The organism is Xanthobacter agilis (genome assembly GCF_021730435.1).
GTDB lineage: Bacteria > Pseudomonadota > Alphaproteobacteria > Rhizobiales > Xanthobacteraceae > Xanthobacter > Xanthobacter agilis.
Genome location: NZ_JABWGX010000012.1, coordinates 34,527 through 60,140 on the forward strand (window position 1 = coordinate 34,527; position 25,614 = coordinate 60,140).

A 25,614-nucleotide genomic window follows, 5' to 3' on the forward strand; every position below is an offset into this window, starting at 1 on the left:
CTCCCCTCAAGCGCGCTCCGCCTCCTGGGTCCCCGCGCCCATCTCCCTGACGAGCCGTTCCTGCACCTCGATATCGATGCCAGTGTCGCGGGCGAGGTAGGCGGTCCGGCTCGGAAAGGCGAAGCCGGTTCCCGCGGCATGCACCACGCGCATGATATCCATGAGCAAGCGCTCCTGGATGACCAGGAATTCCGCGAAGTCGGAGGTCAGGACATGGGCCCGGATCTCGACGGTGAGGGCGCTGTCACCGAAGCCGGTCATCGCCACCCACAGCCGGCCGGGGGTCTGCTCGATCATCGGATGGGCGGACAGGAGCCCGCGCACTTCCCCCAGCAGCCACTGGAGCTGTTCGGGCGAGGTCTCGTAGCGCAGGCCGATCTCATGCAGGAACAGGCATTTGTGACGCATCGACACATTGATGATGTGCCGCTTGGCAAGATCGCCGTTGGGCACCGAAATCAAGGTGCCGTCCAGGGCACGGATGCGGCAGGAGCGCGGGCCGATGGCCTCCACATGGGCCAACTGGCCCTCGAAGCGGATGGCATCGCCGATCCGGAACGGCCGATCCGCGAAGATGGAGAGGCCGCCGATCAGGTTTTCCAAAGTGGATTGGGACGCCAAGGCGACGGCGATGCCGCCCACCCCGAGCCCCGCCACCAGCCCCAGGGCCGGAATACCGATATTGTTCGCGCCATAGAGCAGAACCGCGCACACCGCCAGCACGCCGCCCAGACGCGCGGCCAAGCGCAACAGATGGGCATCATAGCTGTTGTCCGGAATACGCGGGGAGGCGATCACCGCTTCCGCCACGAAGAAGCAGAGGTTCCAGACCAGCCATGCCCCAGCGCCATACAGCACGATGCTGGAGAAGAAGCTCTCGCCGATCGAAAAGAGCCCTGAAAGGTGGAGCTGCGCGCGGATGAAAACGACAGCCATGACATAAAGCACGATCAACAGCAGCGGGGACGACAGGCGCCACCCCAACTGCCGCACCCGGCTGCCGCCGCGCCCGGCCCGCCGCGCCAGCCGCGCCCACCACGCGGCGATGACGACCACCGCCAGCACCAACACCACCGAGAGCATGACCTTCCACACAGGCGTGTCGAGGATCAGATACGACGCCTCGATCGGCAACCTCTCCTGGAGGCCGTTGGGGAAAAGCGGCCCCGTGAAGTTCACCTGCACCCGGTGCCAGCTGTCGAAGACCGCCGGGCGGAGCAGCGGCTGGTCGACGATCAGGGCATAGTCTTTCGGCAAATCCTCCAGGCTGTCGGCGGTGAACAGATATTCGCCGGCGCGCAGGCCCTTCTCCACCTGGGCGATCTGGATGTCCGTTCCTGGGATGTTCCATTTCGCCGGCAGCTTTCCCCAGTCCCGCCCCGGCGCGCCGGGAATATCGGCCGCAGGCACCTCGGGCAGGCGGTTGAGGATGTCCACGAGATAGGTGATGGCCGCGCTCGCGACCTTGTCGCGGATCGCCGGCGGCAGCGGCTCCAGCTCCAAAAGGCGATGGGTCCGCAGGATGATGGCGGCCAGCTCCACCTCTCCCGCGCGCGTCTTGTGGGCGGCGTATTCAAGATATTTCTGCTGGAGGCGATGGCTTTGCCGCAAAAACGACTGGTAGGTCGCGCTCGGGCTCGATGTCTCCAGCGGATCGAGGGGGCTTGTGGGCTCAGGAGAAGCCTGCGCCACCGCCGGACCCGCCAGCGCGAGCCCGGCGACCAGCACCCAGGCAAAGCCCAACAGCCACGCCCAGCCGCCAGCCGCGCATGCCCGCCAACCGGCGCGCGACCCACCCGAACATGCTCCGGCTCGAATCACGTGCGCGCTCCAGCCATTTCGATCCCCTCCAGCGCGCCCACGACAGCCTGAGCGATCCCGCCCGAGGGCTTACCAAAATGCAGGCCCATCCGCATCTTTTGAACTGCGCCCGCGCCGAAAGAAACGCTGGGAGCCGAGGCGCGCCCAGACCTTGCGGCGCACCAGCCAAGTGGACGGAATTGACAGGGACTTCACCTATAGGTCAACCTCATGATCCCGACCGCGACACGCCCTCCCAGGGCCACGCGCAAAGCGGCGCCGAGACCGCCGCCTCCGATCCACATGCACCGCCGCGCGGCGGCAGGAGGAACGCCATGACCCAGACCACACCCCCGATATCGGCCCTCCCCCCCGTCCTCGAAGGGCGCCTTGCGGTGCCCGCCATCGCCGCGCCCATGTTCCTGGTGTCGGGACCGGACCTCGTGGCGGAAACCTGCCGCGGCGGCATTCTCGGCACCTTTCCCGCCCTCAACGCGCGCTCAAGCGATCTCTACGGCGCCTGGATCGACGAGATCTCGGCCCGCACTGCCGCTCACGCCGGGGCCGCGCCGTTCGGCGTCAACCTCATCGTGCACAAGACCAACACCCGCCTGCAGGCGGACCTGGCCGTGACCGTGCAGAAGAAGGTACCGCTTGTCATCACCTCCCTCGGGGCGGTGCGCGAGGTGGTGGAGGCGGTGCACGCCTATGGCGGCCTCGTGTTTCACGACGTCATCAGCCGCCGCCACGCCGAGAAGGCCATGGAGGCGGGGGTGGACGGCATCATCGCCGTGTGCGCGGGGGCCGGCGGCCATGCGGGCACCTTGAGCCCGTTCGCGCTCATCGGCGAGATCCGCCGCGTCTTCAGCGGGACCTTGGTGCTCTCGGGCGCCATCTCCACCGGCGCCCACATCGCCGCCGCGCAGGTGATGGGCGCGGACCTCGCCTATCTCGGCAGCCGCTTCATCGCCACGCAGGAGAGCCTCGCCCCTCAGGCGTTCAAGGACATGATGCTCACCGCCAGCGCCGCCGATGTCCTCTATACCGACGCCATCTCCGGCGTGAACGCCAATTTCCTGAAGCCGTCCCTCATCCGCGCCGGGCTTGACCCGGCCAAGCTGAAGCCCCACGGCGGCCTCGACATGGCCAACGAGGCCAAGGCGTGGCGGGACGTCTGGTCCGCCGGGCACGGGGTCGGCGCCATCACCGACATTCCGCCGGCCGCCGAGCTGTGCGCCCGCCTCGCGCGCGAATATGACGCCGCCCTCGCCGCCGCCGCGGCCCGCGCCACCGCGCGGCGCCATCCCCGGATGGTGGCCACGGCGTCCTGACGGAACCGGCCATCATAAGGCTCCGGATCGGCGGCCGGCGCCGGTCCGGTCAGCGCCGGTCTTGTCAGCGCCGGTCTTGGAAGAAGTTCCGCAGCACCTCCGCCGCCTGGCGCTCGGCGATGCCGCCATAGACCTCGGGCGCGTGGTGGCAGGTGGGTTGGGAGAAGAAGCGCGGACCGTTCTCCACCGCCCCGCCCTTGGGATCGGAGGCGCCGAAATAGATGCGCCGCAGCCGCGCGAAGGAGGCCGCGCCCGCGCACATGGCGCAGGGCTCCAACGTCACATAAAGATCGCAATTCACCAGCCGCTCGGACTTCAGCCGCGCCCCCGCCGCCCGGATCACCAGCATCTCCGCATGGGCGGTCGGATCGTTCAGCTCGCGCGTGCGATTGCCGTCGCGGGCGAGCACCTCGGTGCCCCGCACCAGGACCGCGCCCACCGGCACCTCGCCCCGCTCGGCCGCCGCCCGCGCCTCGTTGAGCGCCATCTGCATGAATGTTCCCGACATATCCGTCCTGTGGCGCCCCGGCCCGATGAGCATTTCCACGCGAAGCCGGCCCAGTCTCGCGCCCAGAAAATGCGATGAACAAATAACTGGCACACTCTTGTGCTTCAACGAAACGCGAAAAGAAGCCCGAACGCTCGCTCCGCCACTCTTGGTGTGCTAGAGCCGGCACGACCAGTCCCAGGCCGCACGCGGCCCGGGAACAAGCCGCCACCCGTCTCAAACATCAAATGCAGGGTGTCCGTTCGACAGGGCTTGGAAGCGAGCCCTGTCGAACGGACACGTTCAATACATTCAATGCCGCGCACATCACCGCCCCGCAAGGACAAGAACAACGTTCCGCGCCTCAAGCGCGAGCTGCCCGCCGCCCCGAAGAAGGAGGCCGAGCGCGTCGCCAAGGTCGTCGCCCGCGCCGGCCTCGCCTCGCGCCGCGAGATCGAGGAATGGATCGCCCAAGGCCGCGTGGCCGTGAACGGCGCGGTGCTCACCAGCCCCGCCGTCACCGTCACGGCCAAGGACACCATCACCGTGGACGGCGCGCCGCTCCCGGAGAAGGAGCGCACCCGCCTCTTCCTGTACCACAAGCCGAAGGGCGTGGTGACCACCAACCGCGACCCGGAAGGCCGCGCCACCCTGTTCGAGATCCTGCCCAAGGGCCTGCCGCGCCTCGTCAGCATCGGGCGGCTCGATATCAACTCGGAAGGCCTCTTGCTGCTGACCAATGACGGCGGCCTCGCCCGCGTGCTGGAGCTGCCCGAGACCGGCTGGCTGCGCCGCTACCGCGTGCGCGCCAATGGCGAGATCGACCAGGCCAAGCTCGACGGCCTCATCAAGGGCATCACCGTGGACGGCGTGGAGTATGGCCCCATCGAGGCCGAGCTCGATCGGGTCCAGGGCGCCAATGCCTGGATCACCGTTTCCCTGCGCGAGGGCAAGAACCGCGAGGTGCGCAACGTGCTCGGCGCCCTCGGGCTCAAGGTGAACCGGCTGATCCGCGTGTCCTACGGGCCGTTCCAGCTCGGCGAGATCCCCGAGTGCGGCATCGAGGAGGTGCGCACCCGCGTGCTGCGCGAGCAGATCGGCACCGACCTTTCCGCCGCCGCCGGAGCCGATTTCGACGGCCCGCTGCTGGAGCGGGAGATCGAGGAGGAGCCTGATGCCGCCCGGCATCTGGCCGCCCGCCTCACCCTTGAGCGGGCGGAACGCGCGGCGGCCAAGCCCCGGCCCGCCGAGGTCCCGGCCCAGGACCAGTTCCGCACCATGGGTCCCCGGGTGCGCCGCCGCATCGCCGAGGACGGCGCGGTGGAAAGCCGAGGCACCGTGGCCGACCGCAAGGGCCGTGCCGTGAAGGTGGAGCGTCTCACCGCGCGGCCGGACGAAGGCCCGACCCGCTCCGGCGGCAAGGACTTCGGCCGTCCGCCCGCACGCGGACGGCGTTTCGAGCAGGACGATCGTCCCGGATTTCGCACCGGCGACGAGCGACCCCGCCGTCCGCGGGGCGATGGCCAGCCGCAGCGGTTTGGCGAGGATCGGCCGCGATCCGGCAAAGGGAGCTTCGGCAAAGGGAGCTTCGGCAATCGGACCGAGGGCGAGCGCGCGCCGCGCAGCTTCCGCCCCCGCGACGGCGAAAGCCGGGATGACTTCCGCATGCGCGAGGACCGGCCCGCCCGCGGCCAGGCGCCGGGGCGCGGCTTCGGCGGGGCCGATGACCGCGAGGCCCGCCGGCCGATACGTGGCAAGGAGGGCTTCGGCAATCGCGCCGAGGGCGAGCGCGCCCCGCGCAGCTTCCGCCCCCGCGACGGCGAGGGACGCGAGGATTTCCGCCGGGGCGAGCGCCCGGCGCACGCCAAGGGGCCCGCCAAGGGGCCGGGCCGCTTTGGTGGCGCGGACGCGGCTGAAGGACATCGGCCACGGGGCGAAGGCTTCGCCGGGCGACCCGAGCGCGCCGACCGCGCGCCCGGTGGCCGCGGCTTCGCCGGCAAGGGCTCCGCGGGCAAAAGCTTCGGCGACCGCAATGCCGGGGGTCGGAGTTTCGGCGAGAAGTCCCATGGTGATCGGCCCGAGCGCAGCGACCGCGCGCCCGGCGGCCGCGGCTTCGCCGGCAAAGGTCCCGCTGGCAGAAGCTTCGGCGACCGCAATGCCGGGGACCGGAGTTTCGGCGAGAAGTCCCATGGTGATCGGCCCGAGCGCAGCGACCGCGCACCCGGCGGACGCGGCTTCGCCGGCAAAGGTCCCGCAGGCAGAAGCTTCGGCGACCGCAATGCCGGGGACCGGAGTTTCGGCGAGAAGTCCTATGGTGATCGGCCGGAACGCAAGGGGCCGCCCAAGGACGGGTTCAAGGGTGGCTTCAAGGGCGGCGCCCCGCGCGGCGCCGGAAAGCCCGGCGGCTTCGGCGGACGGTCCGCTGGCGGACCCAAAGGCGGCAAGCCCTTCGGCAAGGGCGGCGGAGCCGGCGGCGGGCGTCCCTCGGCCCCGCGCGGCAAGCGCTGAGGCCAGGGCCTTCCCATGCGCATCGTCGGCGGCGCACTGAAGGGTCGGGTGCTGAAGGGGCCATCCTCCAGCGCCACCCGGCCCACCTCGGACCGGCTGCGGGAGAGCCTGTTCAACGTGCTCGCCCATGCCTATGACGACCCGTGCGCGGGCGCGCGGGTGCTGGACCTTTTCTCCGGCACGGGAGCGCTCGCCATCGAGGCACTCTCGCGCGGGAGCCGCTTCGCGCTGATGGTGGACGAGGCAGCCGGCGCCCGTGGCGTGATCCGCGACAATGTGGAGGCGCTGGGCCTCACCGGCGTGACCCGGATTTTCCGTCGGGACGCGACCAGGCTCGGCCCGCTCTGCCCCGGCGAGCCCTACGGCCTAGTGTTCTGCGATCCGCCCTATGGCAAGGGGCTGGCCGAAGCGGCCCTGGCCTCGGCCCGCGCCGGCGGCTGGCTGGCGCCTCGGGCACTGCTGGTGGTGGAGGAGCGCACCGGCGCCTTCACCCCACCCGACGGCTTCCGCGAGCTGGAGCGGCGCCCCTATGACGAGAGCGAGCTGATCTTCCTGGAGCTGGCGGACGACGCAGAGGCCCCCGCATCGCCATGAGACCATCGCTCTAACCGTTTGTTTTTCGCAACTCCCGGCGCAAACCGCTTCACGCTTGTGCTGAAAATGCTCCAGCGGCGTCCCGGCGTGACGCGGCCTGCCGCCGTGTCATCGCGGCGCCATGACACTGGCGATAGGGTGAGCGGGCGGAAGCCCCGCACGCCATCCGGCAACCGCCGTCATGGGCCGCATCATGGGCCGCACCAACACAGGGACCGGTTCAGCTTGAGAGGTTGTCGGCACATGTCATGCTCGACATCTCCGCTCTCACGCATGGCCTCTTGCTCGGGCTGGCGATGTTCGTCGCCCCCGGTCCCAAGGATATCCTGATCCTGCGTGAAACTCTTGTCGGCCAATCGCCGGCAAAGCTGATCGCCATCGCCGTCGGGACCGACGTCATCCTCATCGGCCTCGGGATGCTGGGCTTGTCGGCCCTGCTCCAGCAGATGCCGGGCTTGCGGCTTCTGGCCCAAGGACTGGGCATCGCCCTGCTGGCCGCCCATGGCGTGCAGGCGGCCTGCGCCGCCGCCCGTCACGACGGCCCGGAACACGCATTGCCGGCGCCGCCCCCGGATGGGTCCGGCTTGCGGCGTCTGATCGTCGTGTCCTTGTTCAATCCGGCCGCGTGGCTCGACACCCTGCTGGTCATCGGCACCGTGGGCGCGACCCTGATCCCGCCGCTCCGCTTCAGCTTCGCCGCCGGTGCCGTCACGGCATCCGTGATCTGGTTTTCCCTTTGGGTGCTGGGCGCCCGGAGCGCGCGCCGGCTCATGGGCGCGCCGCACGCCCGATCCATCCAGGGGCGGCGCCTGCTGGACGCGGGCGTCGCGATCGCGATGATCGGAATGGCCTTGTCCCTCGCCCTGTCCCTGTAAGCGCGGGCCAGACTCGGGCGGGCAAGGCGTGGGCGGGCAAGAGGCTACCGCTCGCTGCGCATGATGACGGCCATCAGCTCGGCCACCTTGCGGCGCTGGTCCTCGGCGTCACCGGAGCGGATGGCATGTTCCACGCAATGGCCCACGTGGTCGCGCAACACCTCCTCCTCCACCCGCTTCAAGGCGGCGCGCACGGCGGAAATCTGCGTGATGACATCAATGCAATAGCGATCCTCCTCCACCATGCGGGAGAGGCCGCGCACCTGGCCTTCGATCCGGCTCAGGCGCTTCAAGACTTGGTCCTTCGTCGGGCTGCGCATGCCTTGCCATATACCCCCATCGGGTATATTGAACAAGCAGAATACCCCTAGGGGGTTTATGCCGCGTGGCATCTGAGCGTTTCGCGGTGCGAGTGCACCAGCATCCTCGCGCCTTGGTGTAAGATCGATTTGACTATTTCCGGACGAGCGCCGCCCCCAGGCCGCGAGAGACCCATGGGATAAAGCGGATCCAGCGTTCCGGAGCCGAGAGGATAGCGGCCATGGCCCACGATTCCGAGCAGACCGGCACATCCGCTTGCTGCGGCGGCAAGGCGCCATCACCGGATGCGTCCGCACCGGCGGCCCCCGAGACGTCCCCGACGCCCGAGCCGGTGAGCGCCATAGACCCGGTCTGTGGCATGCAGGTGCCCGTGAGCGCCGGCCAGCCCTCCAGTACCTTCGAGGGCAAGACTTATGTCTTCTGCTGCGAGGGCTGCAAGACGACGTTCGACGCCGACCCGGCGCGCGCCATCGCCCATGCGCCGCCGCCGCTGGTCTTCCCGACCCCGGCCCCCGCCGCCAAGACCGGAGCCTGCTGCGGCGGGCACGACCATGGGGACAACGCCCAAGCGGCGCCAGCCCAACCTGCCACCATCAAGGTGAAGGATCCGGTCTGCGGCATGGATGTGGACCCCTCGCCCGAGGCAGGCAAGCCCAGCAGCACCTATCAGGGCCAGACCTTCCATTTCTGCTGCAACGGCTGCAAGACCAAGTTCGAGGCCAATCCGGAACAGTATCTGGCGCCCGTCATCGACCCCGTGTGCGGCATGAGCGTGGAGCCGGCGAAGGCGAAATACGCCGCCCGCCACGCGGGCAAGACCTATTTCTTCTGCTCCTCCTCCTGCGAGACCAAGTTCAAGGCCGATCCCGCCGTCTATACGGGCGAGAAGGCCCCGCCTCCGCCGGAGGCGGTGCCGGAAGGCACTATCTACACTTGCCCCATGGACCCGGAAATCCGGCAGGTCGGCCCCGGCATCTGCCCCATCTGCGGCATGGCCCTGGAGCCGGAACTCGTCACCCTCGACGACGGGCCGAACCATGAGCTGGCGGACATGACCCGCCGGTTCTGGGTTGGCCTCGCGCTCACCGTGCCGGTGTTCGTGCTGGCCATGGGGGAGCATGCCTTCGGCCTCCATTTACTGCCGCAGCAGATCTCGAGCTATGTGCAGTTCCTGTTCGCCACCCCGGTGGTGCTATGGGTGGGCCTGCCCTTCTTCGAGCGCGCATGGCTTTCGTTGAAGACCCGCAATTTCAACATGTTCACCCTCATCGGCATGGGCACGGGCGTCGCCTATGCCTATTCGCTGGTGGCCACCTTCCTGCCTGGCCTGTTTCCGCACGCCTTCCACACCCATGGCGGCGGCGTGCCGGTCTATTTCGAAGCTGCGGCGGTCATCACCGTGCTGGTCGCCCTGGGCCAGGTCCTGGAATTGCGCGCCCGCGACCAGACCTCCGGCGCCATCAAGGCGCTGCTCTCCCTCGCCCCCAAGACCGCCCTGCGGATCCGTGCCGACGGCGCGGACGAAGAGATTGCCCTCGACCTTGTCGCCCCCGGCAACACCCTGCGCGTGCGCCCCGGCGAGAAGGTGCCGGTGGACGGCGTCGTCACCGAGGGCCGCGCGGTGGTGGACGAGAGCCTTGTTACCGGCGAGTCCATGCCCGTGTCCAAGGACGTGGGCGAGCGGGTCATCGGCGGCACGGTCAATTCCTCCGGCGCCTTCGTGATGCGCGCCGACAAGGTGGGCCGCGACACCGTGCTCGCGCAGATCGTGCAGATGGTGGCCGCCGCCCAGCGCTCGCGCGCGCCCATCCAGCGCCTTGCCGATCAGGTTTCCGGCTGGTTCGTGCCGGCGGTGGTGGCCGCCGCCGCCGTCGCATTCGCCGTGTGGCTGGTGGTGGGGCCGGAACCCAGCCTCACCTTTGCCCTCATGGCGGCGGTGTCGGTGCTCATCATCGCCTGCCCATGCGCGCTCGGGCTCGCCACCCCCATGTCCATCATGGTCGGGGTCGGGCGCGGCGCCCAGCTCGGCGTCCTGGTGAAGAATGCCGAGGCGCTGGAGCGCATGGAGAAGGTGGACGTGGTGGTGGTGGACAAGACCGGCACCCTCACCCTGGGCAAGCCCAAGGTGGTGGCCGTCCAGCCCCTGCGCGGCCATGAGGCGAACGATGTGCTGCGCCTTGCCGCCAGCCTGGAACGGGCGAGCGAGCATCCCCTCGCCACCGCCCTCATCGCCGAGGCCAAGGCCCGCGACCTCGCCCTCACCGAACCCGCGCAGGTGGAGAGCCCCGCCGGCAAGGGCATCACCGGCACCGTGGAGGGCCACAACGTGGTCATCGGCCACGCGGCCTTCCTGGGCGAGCACGGCATACATACCGACCACCTCACCGCCGCCGCCGAGCGCTATCAGAAGGACGGCGCCACCGCCGTGCTGGTGGCGGTGGACGGCCACGCGGCCGGCGTGATCGCGGTCGCCGATCCGGTGAAGGACACCACCGATGCCGCCCTGAAGCGCCTCACCGACGACGGCGTGCGCGTGGTGATGCTGACCGGCGACAACCGCACCACGGCGCTGGCCGTGGCCAAGCGCCTCGGCATCGACGACGTGGAAGCCGAGGTCCTGCCCGGTCAAAAGGCCGCCGTGGTGGAGCGCCTGCGCAAGGAGGGCCATGTGGTGGCCATGGCCGGCGACGGCGTCAACGATGCGCCGGCCCTTGCCGTGGCGGACGTGGGCATCGCCATGGGCACCGGCACCGACATCGCCATGGAAAGCGCCGGCATCACTTTGCTCAAGGGCGATCTGCTGGGCATCTGCCACGCCCGCGCCCTGTCCAAGGCGACCATGTCGAACATCCGCCGCAACCTGGTGTTCGCCTTCGTCTACAATGCGGCGGGCGTGCCCATCGCGGCCGGCATCCTCTATCCGGTGATCGGGCTTTTGCTGTCGCCCATGGTGGCAGCGGCGGCGATGGCGCTCTCCTCGGTCAGCGTCATCACCAATGCGCTGCTGCTGCGGGCGTGGCGGCCGGAATGAACGACAAGGCCCTCGCCCCGGCCTCGTCCATGCTCGAGGAAGGCGTCAATCGTCGGCCAAGGCTGCGATCACCGCGTTGAGCACGGGGAAGCCCTCGGCCGTCACCATGAGCCGGGGGCCGGCGCGCGTCACCAACCCCGCCTCGGCCAGCGCCGCGATGGGAGCGTCCGCCAGCGGCCGGCCCGCGCGGCGGGCATAACGCTCCAGGTCCACCCCTTCCTTCAGGCGCAGGCCCATGAGCAGCATTTCGTCCGCCTGCTCCGGCCGGCTCAAGGGCTCGTCGGTGACGATGCCATGGCCCTGCCGCTCCACCGCTTCGAGCCACGCATCCGGCAGGCGCTCCACATACGTGGCGCGGCGCTCGCCCTGAACCTCGATGCGCCCATGGGCACCGGGACCGATGCCGGCATAGGTGCCATAGCGCCAATAGACGAGATTGTGGCGGGCCTCCGCGCCGGGCCGCGCGTGGTTGGAAATCTCGTAGGCGGGAAGGCCGGCGGCGGTGGTCACCTCCTGGGTCACGTCCCACAGGGCGCGGGACAGATCGTCGTCAGGCAGGATCAGCCGGCCGGCACCATAGAGCCGCTCGAACGGCGTGCCGGGCTCGATGGTCAGTTGGTAAAGCGAGAGGTGCTCGCACCCCTCCTCGAGGGCTCGCCTCAGCTCCCGCGCCCAGGCTTCCGGCGTCTGGCGCGGGCGGGCATAGATGAGGTCGAACGACACCCGCTCGAACGCGGAACGGGCGATGGCGACGGCGGCCAGCGCCTCGTCCACCGTGTGCATGCGACCGAGATTCTTCAGCTCCGCGTCATTCAGCGCCTGCACCCCCAGCGACACGCGGTTCACCCCCGCCGCCCGGTAGCCGTGGAAGCGCGCGGCCTCCACCGACGTGGGGTTGGCCTCCAGGGTGATCTCGGCATCGGGCGCCAGCGGCCAGGCCTCGTTGATCGCCTCCAGGATGCCGGCGACCGTCCGTGGCGCCATCAGCGAGGGCGTGCCGCCGCCGAAGAACACCGTGTCCGCCCGCTTCGGCCCCGTGAGCGCGCGCATGTGCGCGATTTCCCGGCGGTAGGCGGCAAGGAAGCGTCCCTGGTCCGGCGCCTCGCGGCGCACATGGGAGTTGAAGTCGCAATAGGGGCACTTGGCGAGACAAAACGGCCAATGGACGTAAACGCCGAAGCCGCCGTCCGAAGCCGCGGCACCGGTATCCGCGTGTGAGGGGTGAGCCAAATCCGCCGTCACCCCTTCAGGCACGCCTGGGACAGCTTCAAGAAGGCGCGCGCCCGATGCGACAGGCCGAACCCCTTGGGCGGCATGGAATGCTTCTCGTCCGCCGTCATCTCGGCAAAGGTGCGGGTGTGGTCCTCCGGCACGAACATGGGGTCGTAGCCGAAGCCCTTGGCGCCGCGCGGCGGCCATACCAGGGTGCCGTCCACGACCCCCTGAAATTCCTCCAGGTGCCCGTCCGGCCAAGCGATGCACAAAGCCGACACGAACCGCGCCTGACGCTGTTCGGGCTGGGTGGCGCCGGCCTTCGCCAGCGCGGCCTCGACCTTCTCCATGGCCATCTCGAAATCGCGATCCGGCCCCGCCCAGCGGGCGGTGTGGATGCCGGGCGCGCCGCCCAGGGCGTCGATCACCAGCCCCGAATCGTCGGCGAAGGCGGGCAGCTGCGCCGCCCTGGCGGCCGCCTCCGCCTTCAGCCGGGCATTGCCCTCGAAGGTGTCGGCGGTCTCTTCCGGCTCGGGCAGGCCCAGTTCGCCGACCGACACCGCATCCACCCCGTGGGGCTCCAGCAGCATGCGCATCTCGATGAGCTTGCCGGGATTGTGAGTAGCGACCACGAGCCGCCCGGTGAGGATGCGGTGGGCCATCAGGCGATGGCCTTCTTCTGCAGCTCGACCAGATGATCGACACCGCTCCGCGCGAGGCCGAGCAGGGACAGCAATTCGTCCTGGGTAAAGGGCGTCTTCTCCGCCGTGCCCTGGATCTCGACTATGCCGCCGGAGGCGGTCATGACGAAATTGGCGTCGGTCTCGGCCACCGAATCCTCGGCATAATCGAGGTCGAGCACCGGCGTGCCCTCGTAGATGCCGCAGGACACCGCCGCCAGATGCTCCTTGAGCGGCATGTCGCGGATCATGGAGCGGGCGCGCATCCAGCTGAGGCAATCGTGAAGGGCGATCCAGGCCCCAGTGATGGAGGCGGTGCGGGTGCCGCCATCGGCCTGGATCACGTCGCAATCGATGGTGATCTGCTTCTCGCCCATGGCCACGAGATCGGTCACCGAGCGCAGGGCGCGGCCGATCAGGCGCTGGATCTCCTGGGTCCGGCCGGAGGGGCGGCCGGTGGTGGATTCGCGCCGGGTGCGATCATGGGTGGCGCGGGGCAGCATGGAATATTCGGCGGTGACCCACCCCCGGCCCTGGCCCTTCAGCCACGGCGGCAGGCGCTCCTCCAGGGTGGCGGAGACCAGGACATGAGTATCACCGAACTTCACGAGGCAGGAGCCTTCCGCGTGGCGCATCACGCCCCGTTCGAATGAAACGGCGCGCATTTCGTTGCTCGCGCGTTTGCTGGGGCGCATGGTGTGTTCCTTCATGTCTCTCGTGTTTCAAGCGCTTCTTTTAGGAGCGGTGGAGGCCAAACCGCAAGGCCACCGGCGCGGCGTGCACGCGAACACGCTTGAAGCGATAGGCCGGAGACGACACATATAGGATGTCGCCGCCCCTGCGGCAGCCGCGCGGGATGGCCTCAAGGAAGGCGTATTGTCCCGTGGCGATCGATCCTCTCTTCTCCATGTCCTCCGGCGCCCTGGCGCAAATTGACGCGCGCGCGAGAGAGATCTTCCGCCAGATCGTGGAAAGCTATCTTGCCACCGGCGAACCGGTGGGCTCGCGCAATCTCTCCCGCCTCATCCCCATGACGCTGTCGCCGGCTTCGGTGCGCAATGTGATGGCGGACCTTGAAGCCGCCGGCCTCATCTTCGCGCCCCACACCAGCGCCGGACGCCTGCCCACCGAGCGCGGCCTGCGCTTCTTCGTGGATGCGCTGATGGAGGTGGGCGACGTCAACGAGCGCGACCGCACCAATATCGAGACCCAGGTGATGGCGGCGGCCAAGAACACCACGGTTGAAGGCGTGCTCCAGGAAGCCTCCACCCTGCTCTCGGGCCTCGCGCGCGGCGCCGGCGTGGTCACCGCCACCAAGACCGACCCGCGCCTGAAGCATGTGGAATTCGTGCCCCTCGATCCTGGCCGCGCGCTGGTGATCTTGGTGTCCGAGGACGGGCAGGTGGAAAACCGGGCGCTGGCGCTGGCGCCGGGCCTGCCCATGGCCGCCCTCACCGAAGCCTCGAACTTCCTCAATTCCCACATTCGCGGGCGCACCCTCGGCGAGGCCCGTGCCGAGATGGAAAACCTGCTGGCGGAGCTGCGGCGCGACCTCGACGCCCTGACCGCGCGGGTGGTGGAGGACGGGCTCGCCTCCTGGTCCGGCGACGAGCCGGCCGAGCGCAAGCTCATCGTGCGCGGGCAGGCCAAGCTCCTCGAGGATCTCCACGCGCTGGAGGACCTGGAGCGCATCCGCCTGCTGTTCGACGACCTGGAATCGAAGCGTGAGGTGGTGGACCTGCTCGGCCGCGCCGAGGAGGCGCAGGCGTTGCGCATCTTCATCGGCTCGGAGAACCGGCTGTTCTCGCTGTCGGGCTCATCAACCATCGTCGCGCCCTATCGCGACGGCCAGGGCCGGGTGGTCGGGGTGCTGGGCGTGATCGGGCCGACGCGGCTCAATTATGGGCGCATCGTGCCCATGGTGGACTTCACCGCGCGGCTCGTCAGCCGGGTGCTGGGCGCGCCGGGCGGTGTGGACGCCCCCTGAGGACCGTCGACATCGGCTCGCGCAGGCTTGATTTTTGCCGCTCACGCTCCGATATGCCGTGGGATCAACGGCAGGTTCCATCGGGGACCTTCTCCAGCCAAAAAGGAAAGACCGGATGAGCGAGCAGACGCGCGCGCCGGAGACCGGCGACGGTTTTGAGGATACGGGCGCGAACGGCGCGGCCGAGACGGAAGCCGGCGCCCAGCCCTCGCTCCAGGCCGAGAAAGAGCGCCTGGAAGCGGAGATCGCCGCGCTGAAGGACAAATATCTGCGCGCCTTCGCCGAGGCGGAGAACGTGCGTCGCCGCGCCGACAAGGAAGTCGCCGATGCCAAGGTCTACGGCATCGCCTCCTTTGCCCGCGACATGCTCACGGTGGCGGACGACCTCAGCCGCGCCCTGTCGGCGGTGGACGACGAGACCAAGGCCCAGGCGGAAGGCCCGGTGAAGGCGCTGCTCGAAGGCATCGAGATCACCGAGCGCGGCCTCGGCCAGGCGCTGGAAAAGCACAAGATCCGCCGGATCGAGCCGCGCGGCGAGAAGTTCGACCCCAACCTGCATCAGGCCATGTTCGAGGTTCCGGACCCGAGCGTGCCGTCGGGCACGGTGGTGCAGGTGGTGCAGGCCGGCTATGTGATCGGCGAGCGCGTGCTGCGCCCGGCCCTGGTGGGCGTCGCCCGTGGCGGCCCGAAGGCCGAGGCGGGCGAAGCCAGGCCCCAGACCGAGGCCTGACGGCTCCACGCACAGGCGGGCGGCCACACACTCCGGCCCGATGCGGTCCGCCGCATCGGGCGCCGTCATGGCTCACGGCGCCGTCAGGACCGGTTGAAGACTGTTCCGGTGGAAGGCCCCCCACCGCTCCGGCGCGGCGCCAGACCGGTCGCGCCATCATCTTGCCGGGCGCCGGCGAGAACGTCAGCGAGGGCGGCGGCAATCATCGTGCCGGTGAACGGCTTGGACACACGCGGCCGATCGGCGAACGCCCGAGGCACCGGCTCGGAGCCGGTAAAGGCAGAGCAGAACACGAACGGGACATCCCGCGCCGCCAGCACCGCCGCGGCGGGAAACACGCTTTCGCCCTGAAGACTCACATCCAGGAGAGCGGCGTCGAGTCCTTCACCCAAGGCGGCGTCCACCGCCGCCGAAAGGCTCGCCACGGGCCCCACCACATCGCACCCCAGGGTGCGCAACTCGCCCTCAAGTCCCAGGCCCACCAGGAACTCGTCTTCCACCACGAGCACCCGCAATCCTGCAAGGTCCATCACCTGACGCCTTTTGCGGAGCCTCCGCCACGCAGGGCGCAGCCAAAGACCTCTGTCCACGGCCGGTCATGCCCAGTTCCGAGCGATCCGCTCCCCTCCGCGATCAGGATCGCACCGGAGGCCGGCATCAGGCTGGGTTCGGCCGTTTTCCCGCTCAACGGGCGGAGCCGCCTAAAGTTCCCTTGGTCTTTAGACGCAGGCGGCAGCCTCCCGCTCAGCCACCGGGCACGCTCGCGATGGCGGGCGGGCGCGGAAGACAAACGCGCGGAAGACAAGGGGCACACGCTTCCGTGCACCCCGATCCCTCAGTCCTTGGCCCGCTCCACATAGGAGGCGTCGGCGGTCATGATGACCACGCGGGTTCCGGCGGCGACATGCGGCGGCACCATGGTGCGCACACCATTCGACAGCACGGCCGGCTTGTAGGAGGAGGACGCGGTCTGGCCCTTCACGGTGGGCTCGGTGTCCACGATCTCCAGGGTCACGCGCGCCGGCAGCTCGATGGCGATGGGATTGCCATTGTGAGTGGAGAGCATGCATTCCATGCCTTCCTGGAGATACACGGCGAGGTCGCCCATCACCTCCTTGGACACCGTGACCTGATCGAAATTCTCGGGATTCATGAAGGTGTAGCCGTCCGAATCCTCGTAAAGGAAGGTGTGGGGACGGTCCTCCACGAAGGCGCGTTCCACCTGCTCGGTGGTACGGTAGCGCTCGGAGATCTTCACCCCATCGGAGATGCGGCGCATGTCGAGCTGCGTGACCGGCGTGCCCTTGCCGGGATGGATGTTCTCCGCAGTGAGCACCACATAGAGCTTGTCGTCGATATCGACCACATTGCCTTTGCGCAGGGAGCTGGCGATGACCTTGACCACGTCGCGTCTTCCTTGAACTTTTGGCGGCGCCACGCCGCTGATCTTCATCGGCGCGCACCATACCTATCTTCGCGCCCCGCGCCACCCTCGCGGCGGCGTTTCGCGCCCCCAAACCGGCTTGTGAAGGACGTTTCCCCGTGAAATTGGTATCTGGTTCCGGCCAAAGCCCCTGGTGGGACCGGGACGTCCACGCCGATCGCCGCCCCTTCCTCCTGGCGCGCAGCCGGATCACGGCGGCGGTGCGGGCCTGGTTCCTGGCGCGGGACTTCCTGGAGGTGGAGACGCCCATCCTCCAGGTCTCCCCCGGCAACGAGGCCCACCTGCACGCCTTCGCCACCGATCTCATCGCGCCCGACGGCACCCGGCACACGCTCCACCTGCGCACCTCGCCCGAATTCACCGCCAAGAAGCTGCTGGCGGCCGGCGAGCCGCGGATTTTCGAGCTGGCGCGGGTGTTCCGCAACCGGGAGCGGGGCATGGCGCACCATCCCGAGTTCACCATGCTGGAATGGTACCGGGCGCAAGCGCCCTATGCCGGGCTCATGGACGATTGCGCCGCGCTGCTTCAGCTCGCGGCCCGCACCGGCGGGCAGTCCGGCTTTTCCTATCGCGGCGCCACCTGCGACCCGTTCGCGGCGCCGGAACGCCTCACCCTCACCGCGGCCTTCGCGCGCCATGCCGGCATCGACCTGCCATCCACTTTGCCCGCGCCCGGCGGCGCGGCGGACCCGGCGCCACTGGCGGCGGCAGCCCGCGCCGCCGGCATCCGGGTGGCCGACGACGATGGCTGGGCCGATATCTTCTCGAAGGTGCTGGTGGAACGGGTCGAGCCCCATCTCGGCATGGACCGCCCCACGCTCCTGTGCGACTACCCGCTGAGCGAGGCCGCCCTCGCTCGCCCCAAGCCGGAAGACCCGCGTTTCGCGGAGCGGTTCGAGCTCTACGCCTGCGGGCTGGAGCTGGCCAATGCCTTCGGCGAGCTCACCGATGCGGACGAGCAACGGCGGCGCTTTACCCACGAGATGGAGATGAAAGACCGCCTCTATGGCGAGTGCTATCCTCTGGACGAGGATTTCCTCGCCGCGCTCGCGCACATGCCCGAGGCGGTGGGCTGCGCCATGGGTTTCGACCGTCTGGTCATGCTGGCGTCCGGCGCCCGGCGCATCGAGGATGTGCTGTGGGCGCCGGTGGCGTCCGCCTGACCCACGGCGCCGCGATCAGGAGATCTCGAACAGGGTCGAGAATCCGGAGATGTCGAACACCTCGCGGATCTGCGGCTGCAGCGACATCAGCGACAGCCGGCGCTTGGAATTGCGCATGGCCTTGCCGGCCACCAGCAGGGCGCGCAGGCCCGAGGAGGAGACATAGTCCACCCCGGCGAGATTGATGACGATCGACCCGTCGGTCATCGAGACCACATCCATCAGGCTGGTCTCAAACGGCTTGGCATGGGGCGTGTCGAGCCGCCCGGCCACCTTCAGCACCACTTCGCCGTTCGCCTGTTCACGCTCAATGTGCATGGACGTCATTGCGCTCCACGGATGTTTCTTGATCTTCCGGCTTATCGCCATTCGCGGCGGGGCGCAACGCCACCGCGGTCCGGCGAATCAGCCACATGGCGCGCTCGAAGAGGCTGGTGGCGAGCAGCAGCCGGCGCGCATCCTCGCCGCTGCCGATGGACGACCCCACCAGGCTGCGGCGGATGCGGTTGAGCAGTTCGCTGCGGTCTGCGGTGAGGGCGGCGATCACATCATAGTCGTCGGCGCTCTCCGCATCCGCCAGCGACAGCACGATCACCCGCAGCGATTCGGACAGGTTGAACGCGAGCTGCGGCGGCACGTCGTAGCTTTCCACCACCTCGGCGAAATCGTGCAGCGTGTCCTGCAACAGGCAGATCATCTCCAGCCACCCCTGCTGCTCCAGGGCGATGTCGAGGCTCTCCCGCTCCGGCGCGCGGCCGATGAGCTCGGTCAGGAAGCCTTCCGTCGTGCGCGCGATGGCCGCCGCGCCGCGCCAGAGCGCCAGCCGCTCGCTGGCCCCAGCGCCCTCGGTGACGTCGAGGTCCGGCAAGAGCGTGGGCAAGAGCTGCACCAGCCTGCGGATTTCCTTGTCCGAAAGGTCGAGGGCGGTGGCCGGCGCGTCCACCGCCCGGTCGTGAATGTAGCGCGGCTGGGAAGCGCCATCCTCCAGGGTGGGCGGGCTGAGGCGCAGGGCAATGGCCTCCGTCAGCGACCGGCCGAAGGCGACCGGCACGGCGCCCGCCAGTTGCAGCGCCAGGAACAGCAGCGAGAGCGACAGCGCGGCCTGCCCGCCGCCCAGCCCGGCCAGCTCCCGCGCCGGATCCGCTCCCATCCACCCCGCCGCCAGCCACACCGCGAACACCAGGGTGCAGCCGACGCCCTTCACGAGAATGTGAACATAGCAGAGCTGTCGCCCGGTGCCCTTCAGCCCCCCTGCGGCGACCAGCGTCGCGAGCCCGGAGCCGAGATTTGCCCCGAGCACCACGAAGAACGCGTCATCGAGCCCCATCACCGCGGACTGAAGCAGCGCGAGCACAAGAATGGTGGGTGTTGAAGACGACTGGCTGAGCGCCGCCGCCGCCAGACCCGCGGCAAACCCCAGCAGCGGCGTCAGCCCGCCATCAAACAGGCTCGCCAGCACCGCCGGATCGATCGCGCGCGGCCCCTGCTTGATGAAATCGAGGCCCAGCAGCGCCAACGCCAGGCCCAGGCCCACCCCCATCCACTCCCGCCAAGCCGGCCGCCGATCCAGCCGGAGCTGAATGCCGAACCCCACCAGCGCCAGCAGGTACAAAATCACGAGGCGGAAATCGACAGCAGCCACGAACACCAGGGCGGCTGTGCCTACATTGCCGCCCGCCACCACCGGGATCGCATCCCGAACGCTCAGCACGCCGCCGCGCACCAGATTGCCGCAGATGACCGCCACCGCATTGCTGGATTGGGTGGCCGCGCCGGCGAGGCTCCCCGACAGGAGACCGGTCAAAGGCGAGCGGGTCGCCCCCCGCAACAGCCGCCGCACCCCCCGGCCGGTGGCCTGCTGCAGGTGGGACGACAACAGCTTGAGGCCGACGAACAGCAGGCCAAGTCCCGCCAGGATTTCCGCCAGGATCGTCATGACCGCGTCATCGGCACCCTCGGCCCCTGTAAGAGCGCCCGCGCGGGGATGCGACCGGCCATCCGGCAGCCCGGACACGACGGCACCCCCGCCGGCGCGAGCACCCGCTCGGAGCGGGGCGCGCGATGCGGCGCCGGGAATGGGAAGGCGCGCTTCGTAGCACTGTCATATGTCAGTGATGCGACGGCCGAAGTGACCCCTCCGGCGCGCAAAACCGCCCCCTGCGCCATGCAGTAACAACGCCGCATGCGATGCGACAGCGCCGTGATCTCCGCTCAGAACGAAACCTCCCGAGACCGGACATCGTCGAGCGCCCCATGACGAGCGGGCCGAGCGCCGGCCACCGGCGGCGTCTAGCGGCTCCGGGGCACGGCGACCATGGTCAGGTGGTTCTCCTCCCCCTGCCGGCGGTAGGTGAGGCTTTCCAGGAAATGCCGCATCAATTGTACGCCGTGGCCGCCCACCTTGGCCGCGTCGATGGTGTCCACCGCCTCCGGCTCCGCAAGGGTGGTGGGATCGAAAGCCGCGCCGTTGTCGATCAGCTCCACCGCCACCCGCCCTTCCGCCATGCGGTGCACCTCAAGGCGAATCACCGGGTCATGCGCGATGCCGTCGAAACCATAGGAAATGACATTGGTCAGCGCCTCCTCGACGCTGAGCTCCAGCCCGAAGCGCATGGCCATGGGCCACTCCTCCCGCTCGGCGAGATCGGCGAGCCAGGATGTCACCTGGGAGATCGACTCGATGTCCGCGCCAACCCGCAGCGCAGAAATCAGGGTACCGGCGGCGGGGGGCGTCATCATGGGCACGGCGCTAGGTGGTCGCGCCGCGACAGGCACGCTGTGCCCGCCCCAGGCGCGCGGTATCTGGCGCAGTATCCGATGCCGACGACAAGGTCTCGATCTTCATTTCCGAGGCACTTTCGGACTGGGGCCACCCCGCTTGGACGCGCGCCATGACTTGGCGTAGCGCCGCCCCTCAAAGGTCAATCTAGAGCATTTCCTGGCCGCGTTGAATCGCAAAAATGCCCTAGGGTCTTGCTTTACCGCGCCTTCTTCAGCCCGGCCGTTCAGCCGCGCGCGAACAGCGCGGGGGCGAAGACCACGCCGGGCTCGCCCCCCTTCAGGCGGGTGCGCGCATAGCCGCGCCAGCCCTGGGCGAACAGGGCCTGCTGGCGGGCCACGTCGCGCGGATCCACCACCACCCCGGCCTCGGGATCGTAGGTCGAGCCGTCGCGCAGCATCACATAACGGGCATAGCCGCCGAAGAAGAACTCGATACCGACGATGGGAAATCCACCCGACAGGAGATTCGACCAGCTCGGCGCATTCACCGGCGCGGCGGTGGAGAACAGCACCATGTGCTGAGGCGCGAGGGCCACCCGCTCCGCGATCACCACGCGTTGCAGACCTAGGCCACGGTAGTCGGGATGCACCGACGCCCCCGCCAGGCGCCCCACGGCGGTCTCCGCGGGCAGCTTCAGCAGGCGATGCGGCCCGTCCTCGGGCGTGTGATCGTGCTGTAAGATGCCATAGGCGACGAGGCTCTCGCCATCGAACACCCCCACCGAGCGCCCCCGCCCGGCCAGAACGCTCTGAAAATAAGCGCGGTTTTCGGGCTTCACCACTTCGGGCCTCGCCACCGGGCCGATGGCGAGGCGGTGCAGCGCTTCCACTGCATCGAGATCATCCGGCCCGAGCTCTCGGGTGCGGATCTGGCTGGCCCTATGGGCGGCGCTGAGTGCCATGGTCAGGTGATCACTTCCGCATAGTTGAGCATCGCGATGGGCGGATAAACGCCCAGCTGCCGCGCCACCGTCATGTTGATGATGAGCGCGAAACGCTTGAGGGTCTCGATGGGAATGGTCTTGGGCGGCTGATGTTCCACCAGGATCTCGACCGCCTTGGAGGCGGCGAGCTGGCCGACCGAGTAATAGCGGCTGACCAGCCCCACCAGCCCCAGCCCCTCCCGCAGGAAGAACTCGGTGGCCCCGAAGGTGGGCAGCTTCACCTGAAGGGCGGTCGGCCCCACCCGGTTGAAGATGGAGGCGAGGAAGGTGTCGGCCGGCAGATAGAGCCAGTCCGCGCCCTTCTCCTTCAGGTCGCGCACGAAGCCTTCCACCCCGTCGCCGACGGCGCGGGTGCCCTGCATGGCCAGCGGCTGGGCCAGCACCTCGACCCCGATGCCCTGGCAGAAGGCGCGCATCTCGTCGATGATGGCGAGCGAATTGCTTTCATTGGGCGAATAGATCACCCCCACCTTCTGGAACGGGCGATAACTCTGCATGGCCCGCATCTGCACGTCGGTGGGCACCACATGCACGGCACCGGTGACGTTGCGCCCGGATGAGGCCAGCGATGGCGCGATCTTCACCTGCACCGGCGCCGCCACCAGGGCGAACACCACCGGAATGTCCCGCACGAAGGGCGCATCGGGCGGCGCATCATAGGGCCCCACCACCGCCAGTGTGTTGGGTGTGCCGTAGGTATAGATGAGGTCCGGCTTGAAGCTGGGCAGCGCCTCCTCAAGGATGGGCTTCACCCGCGCGGCATCGCGCTCCACGTCCCGGGTCAGGAACTCGACGTTGATCTCGTTGGCGGCGAAATAGTCGCGGAAACCGCGTTCCACGTCGGTGTCGCCGCGGAAGGTGAGCATCAGGACACGGAACGGGCGGGCGGGATCCTCGGCGCGCGCCGCGCGCCCGAGCAGGCCTGCGGCTCCGGCTCCGAGCCCGAGGGAAAGAAGCGTACGACGGTCCATCACACGGGACTCCCTTCGGAGGAGGCCGCGCGCGTGGCGCGGCGTGAACCAGACGGCGCGGAAAGTCGGTGTCCGGATAGCGCAAAAGCCACCGCTCCCGCCACAACCACCACGCCCATGGCCGCGGTTGTAACCGAAAAACCCACCGCCGCCAGCAGAATGCCCGCCGCCGCCGGCCCGGCGGCATTGCCGGACCGCTCCACCAGCCGGAACAGGCCGAGCACCCCGGCGGAGCTGAAGCCCGGAAGCGCCGCCATGTCCGCCACCAGCGCCGATTGCGAGGCGATCGACAGTGCCTGCCCGAGGCCCAGCATCGCCAGGGCGAACACGATCAGCGCCACCGACGGATAGAGCGGCACCGCCAGCGCGCCGAGACCGCAGACCAGCCCGCCCGCCACCACAAACGCCGCGCGGGCCTGCAGGCGGTCCGCCAGCGCCGCGAACAGGGGCACCGCCAGCACCATCAGCAGCGGATAGATCATCTGGAAACGGCCGATAGCCGCGGCCGAATAGCCCTGGTGCTGCAGCTCCAGCGGCACCAGCAGCAGGCAGAGCGCCGCGAACAGCAGCTTGGCCGGAAAGGCGCAGCCCAGCAGCAACGCCATCAGGCGCGGCGCCCGCGTCGCCTGGAGCAGGTCCCCCACCCCCACCGCGACATGGGCCGCGCGACGCGGCGCCCGCGGCACCACCATCAGCGCCACCCCGAGCGACACCACTGCCAGCACCGCCGACGCCCCGAGCGCCGCCGACGGCCCCAGCCGATCGGCGATGACACCGCCGATGGGCGGCCCGCACAGGCAGGCCACCATGATCGCCCGGACGAACACCGCCAGGGCCGCGCTGCGTCCGCCACCGTGCGAGTGGTCCACCACATGGCCCTGAGCCGAGACGAACACCAGCGCATAGCCGATGCCCGACACCACGCGGGCGCCCAGGAACAAAAGATAATGCTGGCTCAGCGCCGACAAAGCATAGCCCGCCGCCGCCAGCAGCGCGCCGAGCACGAAGCCGTGCCGCCGCCCGAGGCGCTCCGAGAGCCCCGCGAACGGAATCTGGCACAGGGCCACCACCGCCATGAAGGCGACGATGGGCAGGCTCGCCGCCGTGTCGGGACCGATCCCCCCGCCCGCCGGCGCCAGCGATTGGGCCAGGCGCGGCAGAAACGGGCGCGTCAATTCCTCGGCCAGCATGAACAGGAACAGCGCCGGACGGATCGCCCCCGCGAGCGCGCTCTCGCCGGGCGTGACATCGCCGATGCCGGTGCGCGCGGCCAGCATCTCAAGACGCGTCACCAGCGCATGGTCGCCCCGAGCGCGAGCCGCGGCGCACGCCGCCGCGTGGCGGGCGCCCAACCGCGCCACCTGCGCATCGACCGGCGCGAGCAACCGCTCCGCGCCGGTGCCCGTGCAACTGCTCCATTGGGAAAGGAGGCCGCGCGCCAGGCCGCGCACGCGCTGTTCCACCGCAGTCATCGCCGCGATGCCCCGCGTGCCCACCACCAGCGCCACCAGCTCCAGAGCCACCAGCAGGGCCACCACGCCGATGAAGGCCACATCCACCAGAACCGCCGCCACCTGGGCCCACACCACCGAAGGATCGATGGTGATCGCGATCTCGCCCAACCCGCGGCCGTCCCGCATCACCGGCACCCGCACCACGGTCGGCGCGTCATCGTCCGCCGCGATACCCGACCGGACCCCGCCGCCACCGGCAAGCGTCAGGTCGATCTGGGCAAATTCGGCGTTGGCCGCCCGCAGTTCGTCGAAATAGCTCCGCACCCCCACCAGACGGTCGAGCGGGATGCCGGCCGCATCCGCCCGCTCCACCAGGGCCGCGGCGGAACGGCCCACGCTCTCAGCCTTCTCGAGAATCGCCGGCACGATGGTGCGCTCCGCCGCCCGGTGCGCGCCCCAGGCGATGAGCGCGAGCGCCGCGCACAGGATGAGCGCGATGGCGACGGTGATGCCTGCCCTGAGCCCGATCATCGCCCGTCCTTCCGCGCGGTGCCGCCGCCGTCCGTCGTACCATCGTCGAGAAAAGCGTGGGCGGCGTCCGCTTCCGCCAGCGCCGAACGCGCGGCGACCGGCCAATGGGCGGGATCGGCGGCCCGCCGCGCCGCCCGCCGCAGCGACATGGCAAGCAGAAGGCCCACCACGATGGTGGCGCAGCAGGCCCCGATAAGCGCCGGCCAGGTGACCTGCCACAGATCCGCGCGCAGCGCCGCGCCGCCGGCGTCGAGCACCTGCGGATCATACCGCATCACCACCTGTCCGATGGGCGCGTCGAGGTCGTTGCGCGCGGTGCGACGCACGGTGCTGGCGGGCGCCCGCTCGAACGACGCGCCGATGCGGCCGGCATCACTCGAAAACACCACCACCCCGCGCTCGTCGACGAGATCGATGGACCGCAGCGAGGGCTCGATGCGTGCCTCCCGCTCCAGCACGCCCGCAAGGGTAGCCTGGGCCGGCAGGGCGATGCCGAGAGAGGCCGCGCGCTCCACCACGCCGGCCAGCCGCTCGGCGGTGACGGCGAATCGCGATTCCACCGCGGAGCGATATGCATTCACCAGCGTAACCGAGGAGAAATAGGCCCCGAAGGCGACGCACGCGGCCGCGATCAACGCGAACACGCCGATAAGCCACAGCGCTGTGCGCGTCATGCGGGAGGTCCTCCAACGGGAGCGCGCGGAACCATGTCAGGCTCGCATGAAGATGAAAAGCATCCTGAGATTGCAGGTTTTTTTGAAGCGTGCGCG

23 protein-coding genes are annotated in these 25,614 nt (G+C 69.3%); 8 read left to right on the top strand and 15 right to left on the bottom strand.

Annotated features, from left to right (window positions below; all coding sequences use genetic code 11):
- Positions 1-6: 6 nt before the first annotated feature.
- Positions 7-1,743 carry a mechanosensitive ion channel family protein gene (locus HUW53_RS10390; RefSeq protein WP_237345690.1) on the bottom strand — a complete coding sequence of 579 codons (1,737 nt, stop codon included), beginning with the start codon at positions 1,741-1,743 and terminating at the stop codon, positions 7-9.
- A 392-nt stretch (positions 1,744-2,135) separates the two neighbouring features.
- Here HUW53_RS10390 and HUW53_RS10395 point away from each other — a divergent pair, with 392 nt between their 5' ends.
- Positions 2,136-3,131, top strand: coding sequence for an NAD(P)H-dependent flavin oxidoreductase (locus HUW53_RS10395; RefSeq protein WP_237345691.1), 996 nt, complete (start codon positions 2,136-2,138; stop codon positions 3,129-3,131).
- Positions 3,132-3,195: 64 nt separating this feature from the next.
- Here the strand turns inward: HUW53_RS10395 and HUW53_RS10400 are convergent, their stop codons facing one another.
- Entirely contained in the window at positions 3,196-3,639 is a 444-nt protein-coding gene (locus tag HUW53_RS10400) for a nucleoside deaminase (RefSeq protein WP_237345692.1), read from the bottom strand.
- A gap of 294 nt (positions 3,640-3,933) precedes the next feature.
- Here HUW53_RS10400 and HUW53_RS10405 point away from each other — a divergent pair, with 294 nt between their 5' ends.
- From HUW53_RS10405 to HUW53_RS10415, 3 genes are all read left to right on the top strand, one after another.
- Positions 3,934-6,126, top strand: a complete 2,193-nt coding sequence (locus tag HUW53_RS10405; protein ID WP_237345693.1) for a pseudouridine synthase — start codon at positions 3,934-3,936, stop codon at positions 6,124-6,126.
- Positions 6,127-6,141: 15 nt separating this feature from the next.
- Positions 6,142-6,720: a 16S rRNA (guanine(966)-N(2))-methyltransferase RsmD gene (rsmD, locus tag HUW53_RS10410; protein ID WP_237345694.1), complete on the top strand. Its 579-nt coding sequence runs from the start codon at positions 6,142-6,144 to the stop codon at positions 6,718-6,720.
- Between the two features lie 248 nt (positions 6,721-6,968).
- Positions 6,969-7,595 carry a LysE/ArgO family amino acid transporter gene (locus tag HUW53_RS10415; protein WP_237345695.1) on the top strand — a complete coding sequence of 209 codons (627 nt, stop codon included), beginning with the start codon at positions 6,969-6,971 and terminating at the stop codon, positions 7,593-7,595.
- A 44-nt stretch (positions 7,596-7,639) separates the two neighbouring features.
- On the opposite strand, the gene HUW53_RS10420 is transcribed toward HUW53_RS10415, so the two are convergent.
- The gene (locus HUW53_RS10420) at positions 7,640-7,915 is read right to left on the bottom strand and encodes a metal-sensitive transcriptional regulator (RefSeq protein WP_237345696.1); all 276 of its coding nucleotides are present in this window, start codon (positions 7,913-7,915) and stop codon (positions 7,640-7,642) included.
- Positions 7,916-8,136: 221 nt separating this feature from the next.
- On the opposite strand from HUW53_RS10420, the gene HUW53_RS10425 reads away from it, so the two are divergent.
- Positions 8,137-10,947 carry a heavy metal translocating P-type ATPase gene (locus HUW53_RS10425; protein ID WP_237345697.1) on the top strand — a complete coding sequence of 937 codons (2,811 nt, stop codon included), beginning with the start codon at positions 8,137-8,139 and terminating at the stop codon, positions 10,945-10,947.
- 45 nt (positions 10,948-10,992) lie between these two features.
- On the opposite strand, the gene hemW is transcribed toward HUW53_RS10425, so the two are convergent.
- The 3 genes from hemW to rph are packed head-to-tail and all read right to left on the bottom strand — an operon-like array spanning position 10,993 to position 13,534.
- On the bottom strand, positions 10,993-12,177 hold the full coding sequence (gene hemW, locus HUW53_RS10430; RefSeq protein ID WP_237345698.1) for a radical SAM family heme chaperone HemW: 1,185 nt from the start codon (positions 12,175-12,177) through the stop codon (positions 10,993-10,995).
- 8 nt (positions 12,178-12,185) lie between these two features.
- Positions 12,186-12,821, bottom strand: coding sequence for an RdgB/HAM1 family non-canonical purine NTP pyrophosphatase (gene rdgB / locus HUW53_RS10435; RefSeq protein ID WP_237345699.1), 636 nt, complete (start codon positions 12,819-12,821; stop codon positions 12,186-12,188).
- The gene (gene rph / locus HUW53_RS10440) at positions 12,821-13,534 is read right to left on the bottom strand and encodes a ribonuclease PH (protein WP_237345700.1); all 714 of its coding nucleotides are present in this window, start codon (positions 13,532-13,534) and stop codon (positions 12,821-12,823) included. The genes rdgB and rph overlap by 1 nt, the downstream gene beginning before the upstream one ends.
- A gap of 161 nt (positions 13,535-13,695) precedes the next feature.
- On the opposite strand from rph, the gene hrcA reads away from it, so the two are divergent.
- Positions 13,696-14,826: a heat-inducible transcriptional repressor HrcA gene (gene hrcA / locus HUW53_RS10445; protein WP_370877831.1), complete on the top strand. Its 1,131-nt coding sequence runs from the start codon at positions 13,696-13,698 to the stop codon at positions 14,824-14,826.
- A 115-nt stretch (positions 14,827-14,941) separates the two neighbouring features.
- Positions 14,942-15,556 (top strand): nucleotide exchange factor GrpE, encoded by a 615-nt coding sequence (grpE, locus tag HUW53_RS10450; protein WP_237345701.1) that lies wholly within the window; start codon positions 14,942-14,944, stop codon positions 15,554-15,556.
- A gap of 83 nt (positions 15,557-15,639) precedes the next feature.
- Here the strand turns inward: grpE and HUW53_RS10455 are convergent, their stop codons facing one another.
- Both HUW53_RS10455 and efp read right to left on the bottom strand, forming a co-directional pair.
- Positions 15,640-16,086 (bottom strand): response regulator, encoded by a 447-nt coding sequence (locus HUW53_RS10455; RefSeq protein ID WP_237345702.1) that lies wholly within the window; start codon positions 16,084-16,086, stop codon positions 15,640-15,642.
- Between the two features lie 305 nt (positions 16,087-16,391).
- Positions 16,392-16,961 carry an elongation factor P gene (gene efp / locus HUW53_RS10460; RefSeq protein ID WP_237345703.1) on the bottom strand — a complete coding sequence of 190 codons (570 nt, stop codon included), beginning with the start codon at positions 16,959-16,961 and terminating at the stop codon, positions 16,392-16,394.
- A 137-nt stretch (positions 16,962-17,098) separates the two neighbouring features.
- On the opposite strand from efp, the gene epmA reads away from it, so the two are divergent.
- Entirely contained in the window at positions 17,099-18,163 is a 1,065-nt protein-coding gene (epmA, locus tag HUW53_RS10465) for an EF-P lysine aminoacylase EpmA (RefSeq protein ID WP_237345704.1), read from the top strand.
- 15 nt (positions 18,164-18,178) lie between these two features.
- On the opposite strand, the gene HUW53_RS10470 is transcribed toward epmA, so the two are convergent.
- From HUW53_RS10470 to HUW53_RS10500, 7 genes are all read right to left on the bottom strand, one after another.
- Entirely contained in the window at positions 18,179-18,481 is a 303-nt protein-coding gene (locus HUW53_RS10470; protein WP_237345705.1) for an STAS domain-containing protein, read from the bottom strand.
- Positions 18,471-20,099, bottom strand: coding sequence for a Na/Pi symporter (locus tag HUW53_RS10475; RefSeq protein ID WP_237345706.1), 1,629 nt, complete (start codon positions 20,097-20,099; stop codon positions 18,471-18,473). Before HUW53_RS10475 ends, HUW53_RS10470 begins: the two co-directional genes overlap by 11 nt.
- Positions 20,100-20,452: 353 nt before the next feature.
- Positions 20,453-20,902 (bottom strand): ATP-binding protein, encoded by a 450-nt coding sequence (locus HUW53_RS10480; RefSeq protein ID WP_237345707.1) that lies wholly within the window; start codon positions 20,900-20,902, stop codon positions 20,453-20,455.
- Between the two features lie 266 nt (positions 20,903-21,168).
- Positions 21,169-21,846, bottom strand: coding sequence for a GNAT family N-acetyltransferase (locus HUW53_RS10485; RefSeq protein ID WP_237345708.1), 678 nt, complete (start codon positions 21,844-21,846; stop codon positions 21,169-21,171).
- Positions 21,847-21,848: 2 nt separating this feature from the next.
- Positions 21,849-22,859, bottom strand: coding sequence for an ABC transporter substrate-binding protein (locus HUW53_RS10490; protein WP_237345709.1), 1,011 nt, complete (start codon positions 22,857-22,859; stop codon positions 21,849-21,851).
- Positions 22,859-24,844 carry an MFS transporter gene (locus HUW53_RS10495; RefSeq protein WP_237345710.1) on the bottom strand — a complete coding sequence of 662 codons (1,986 nt, stop codon included), beginning with the start codon at positions 24,842-24,844 and terminating at the stop codon, positions 22,859-22,861. Before HUW53_RS10495 ends, HUW53_RS10490 begins: the two co-directional genes overlap by 1 nt.
- Entirely contained in the window at positions 24,841-25,518 is a 678-nt protein-coding gene (locus tag HUW53_RS10500; RefSeq protein WP_237345711.1) for a hypothetical protein, read from the bottom strand. The genes HUW53_RS10495 and HUW53_RS10500 overlap by 4 nt, the downstream gene beginning before the upstream one ends.
- Between the last annotated feature and the right edge of the window lie 96 nt (positions 25,519-25,614).

Bases quoted from the DNA above. Each gene is read 5' to 3' on its own strand.
- HUW53_RS10475 (WP_237345706.1), bottom strand. From the start codon at position 20,099: ATGACGATCCTGGCGGAAATCCTGGCGGGACTTGGCCTGCTGTTCGTC.
- HUW53_RS10415 (WP_237345695.1), top strand. From the start codon at position 6,969: ATGCTCGACATCTCCGCTCTCACGCATGGCCTCTTGCTCGGGCTGGCG.
- HUW53_RS10480 (WP_237345707.1), bottom strand. From the start codon at position 20,902: ATGATGACGCCCCCCGCCGCCGGTACCCTGATTTCTGCGCTGCGGGTT.
- HUW53_RS10455 (WP_237345702.1), bottom strand. From the start codon at position 16,086: ATGGACCTTGCAGGATTGCGGGTGCTCGTGGTGGAAGACGAGTTCCTG.
- hrcA (WP_370877831.1), top strand. From the start codon at position 13,696: ATGGCCTCAAGGAAGGCGTATTGTCCCGTGGCGATCGATCCTCTCTTC.
- rsmD (WP_237345694.1), top strand. From the start codon at position 6,142: ATGCGCATCGTCGGCGGCGCACTGAAGGGTCGGGTGCTGAAGGGGCCA.
- HUW53_RS10420 (WP_237345696.1), bottom strand. From the start codon at position 7,915: ATGCGCAGCCCGACGAAGGACCAAGTCTTGAAGCGCCTGAGCCGGATC.
- HUW53_RS10425 (WP_237345697.1), top strand. From the start codon at position 8,137: ATGGCCCACGATTCCGAGCAGACCGGCACATCCGCTTGCTGCGGCGGC.
- HUW53_RS10405 (WP_237345693.1), top strand. From the start codon at position 3,934: ATGCCGCGCACATCACCGCCCCGCAAGGACAAGAACAACGTTCCGCGC.
- rph (WP_237345700.1), bottom strand. From the start codon at position 13,534: ATGCGCCCCAGCAAACGCGCGAGCAACGAAATGCGCGCCGTTTCATTC.
- HUW53_RS10490 (WP_237345709.1), bottom strand. From the start codon at position 22,859: ATGGACCGTCGTACGCTTCTTTCCCTCGGGCTCGGAGCCGGAGCCGCA.
- HUW53_RS10500 (WP_237345711.1), bottom strand. From the start codon at position 25,518: ATGACGCGCACAGCGCTGTGGCTTATCGGCGTGTTCGCGTTGATCGCG.
- HUW53_RS10495 (WP_237345710.1), bottom strand. From the start codon at position 24,844: ATGATCGGGCTCAGGGCAGGCATCACCGTCGCCATCGCGCTCATCCTG.
- HUW53_RS10395 (WP_237345691.1), top strand. From the start codon at position 2,136: ATGACCCAGACCACACCCCCGATATCGGCCCTCCCCCCCGTCCTCGAA.
- rdgB (WP_237345699.1), bottom strand. From the start codon at position 12,821: ATGGCCCACCGCATCCTCACCGGGCGGCTCGTGGTCGCTACTCACAAT.
- HUW53_RS10470 (WP_237345705.1), bottom strand. From the start codon at position 18,481: ATGCACATTGAGCGTGAACAGGCGAACGGCGAAGTGGTGCTGAAGGTG.
- HUW53_RS10485 (WP_237345708.1), bottom strand. From the start codon at position 21,846: ATGGCACTCAGCGCCGCCCATAGGGCCAGCCAGATCCGCACCCGAGAG.
- HUW53_RS10400 (WP_237345692.1), bottom strand. From the start codon at position 3,639: ATGTCGGGAACATTCATGCAGATGGCGCTCAACGAGGCGCGGGCGGCG.
- grpE (WP_237345701.1), top strand. From the start codon at position 14,942: ATGAGCGAGCAGACGCGCGCGCCGGAGACCGGCGACGGTTTTGAGGAT.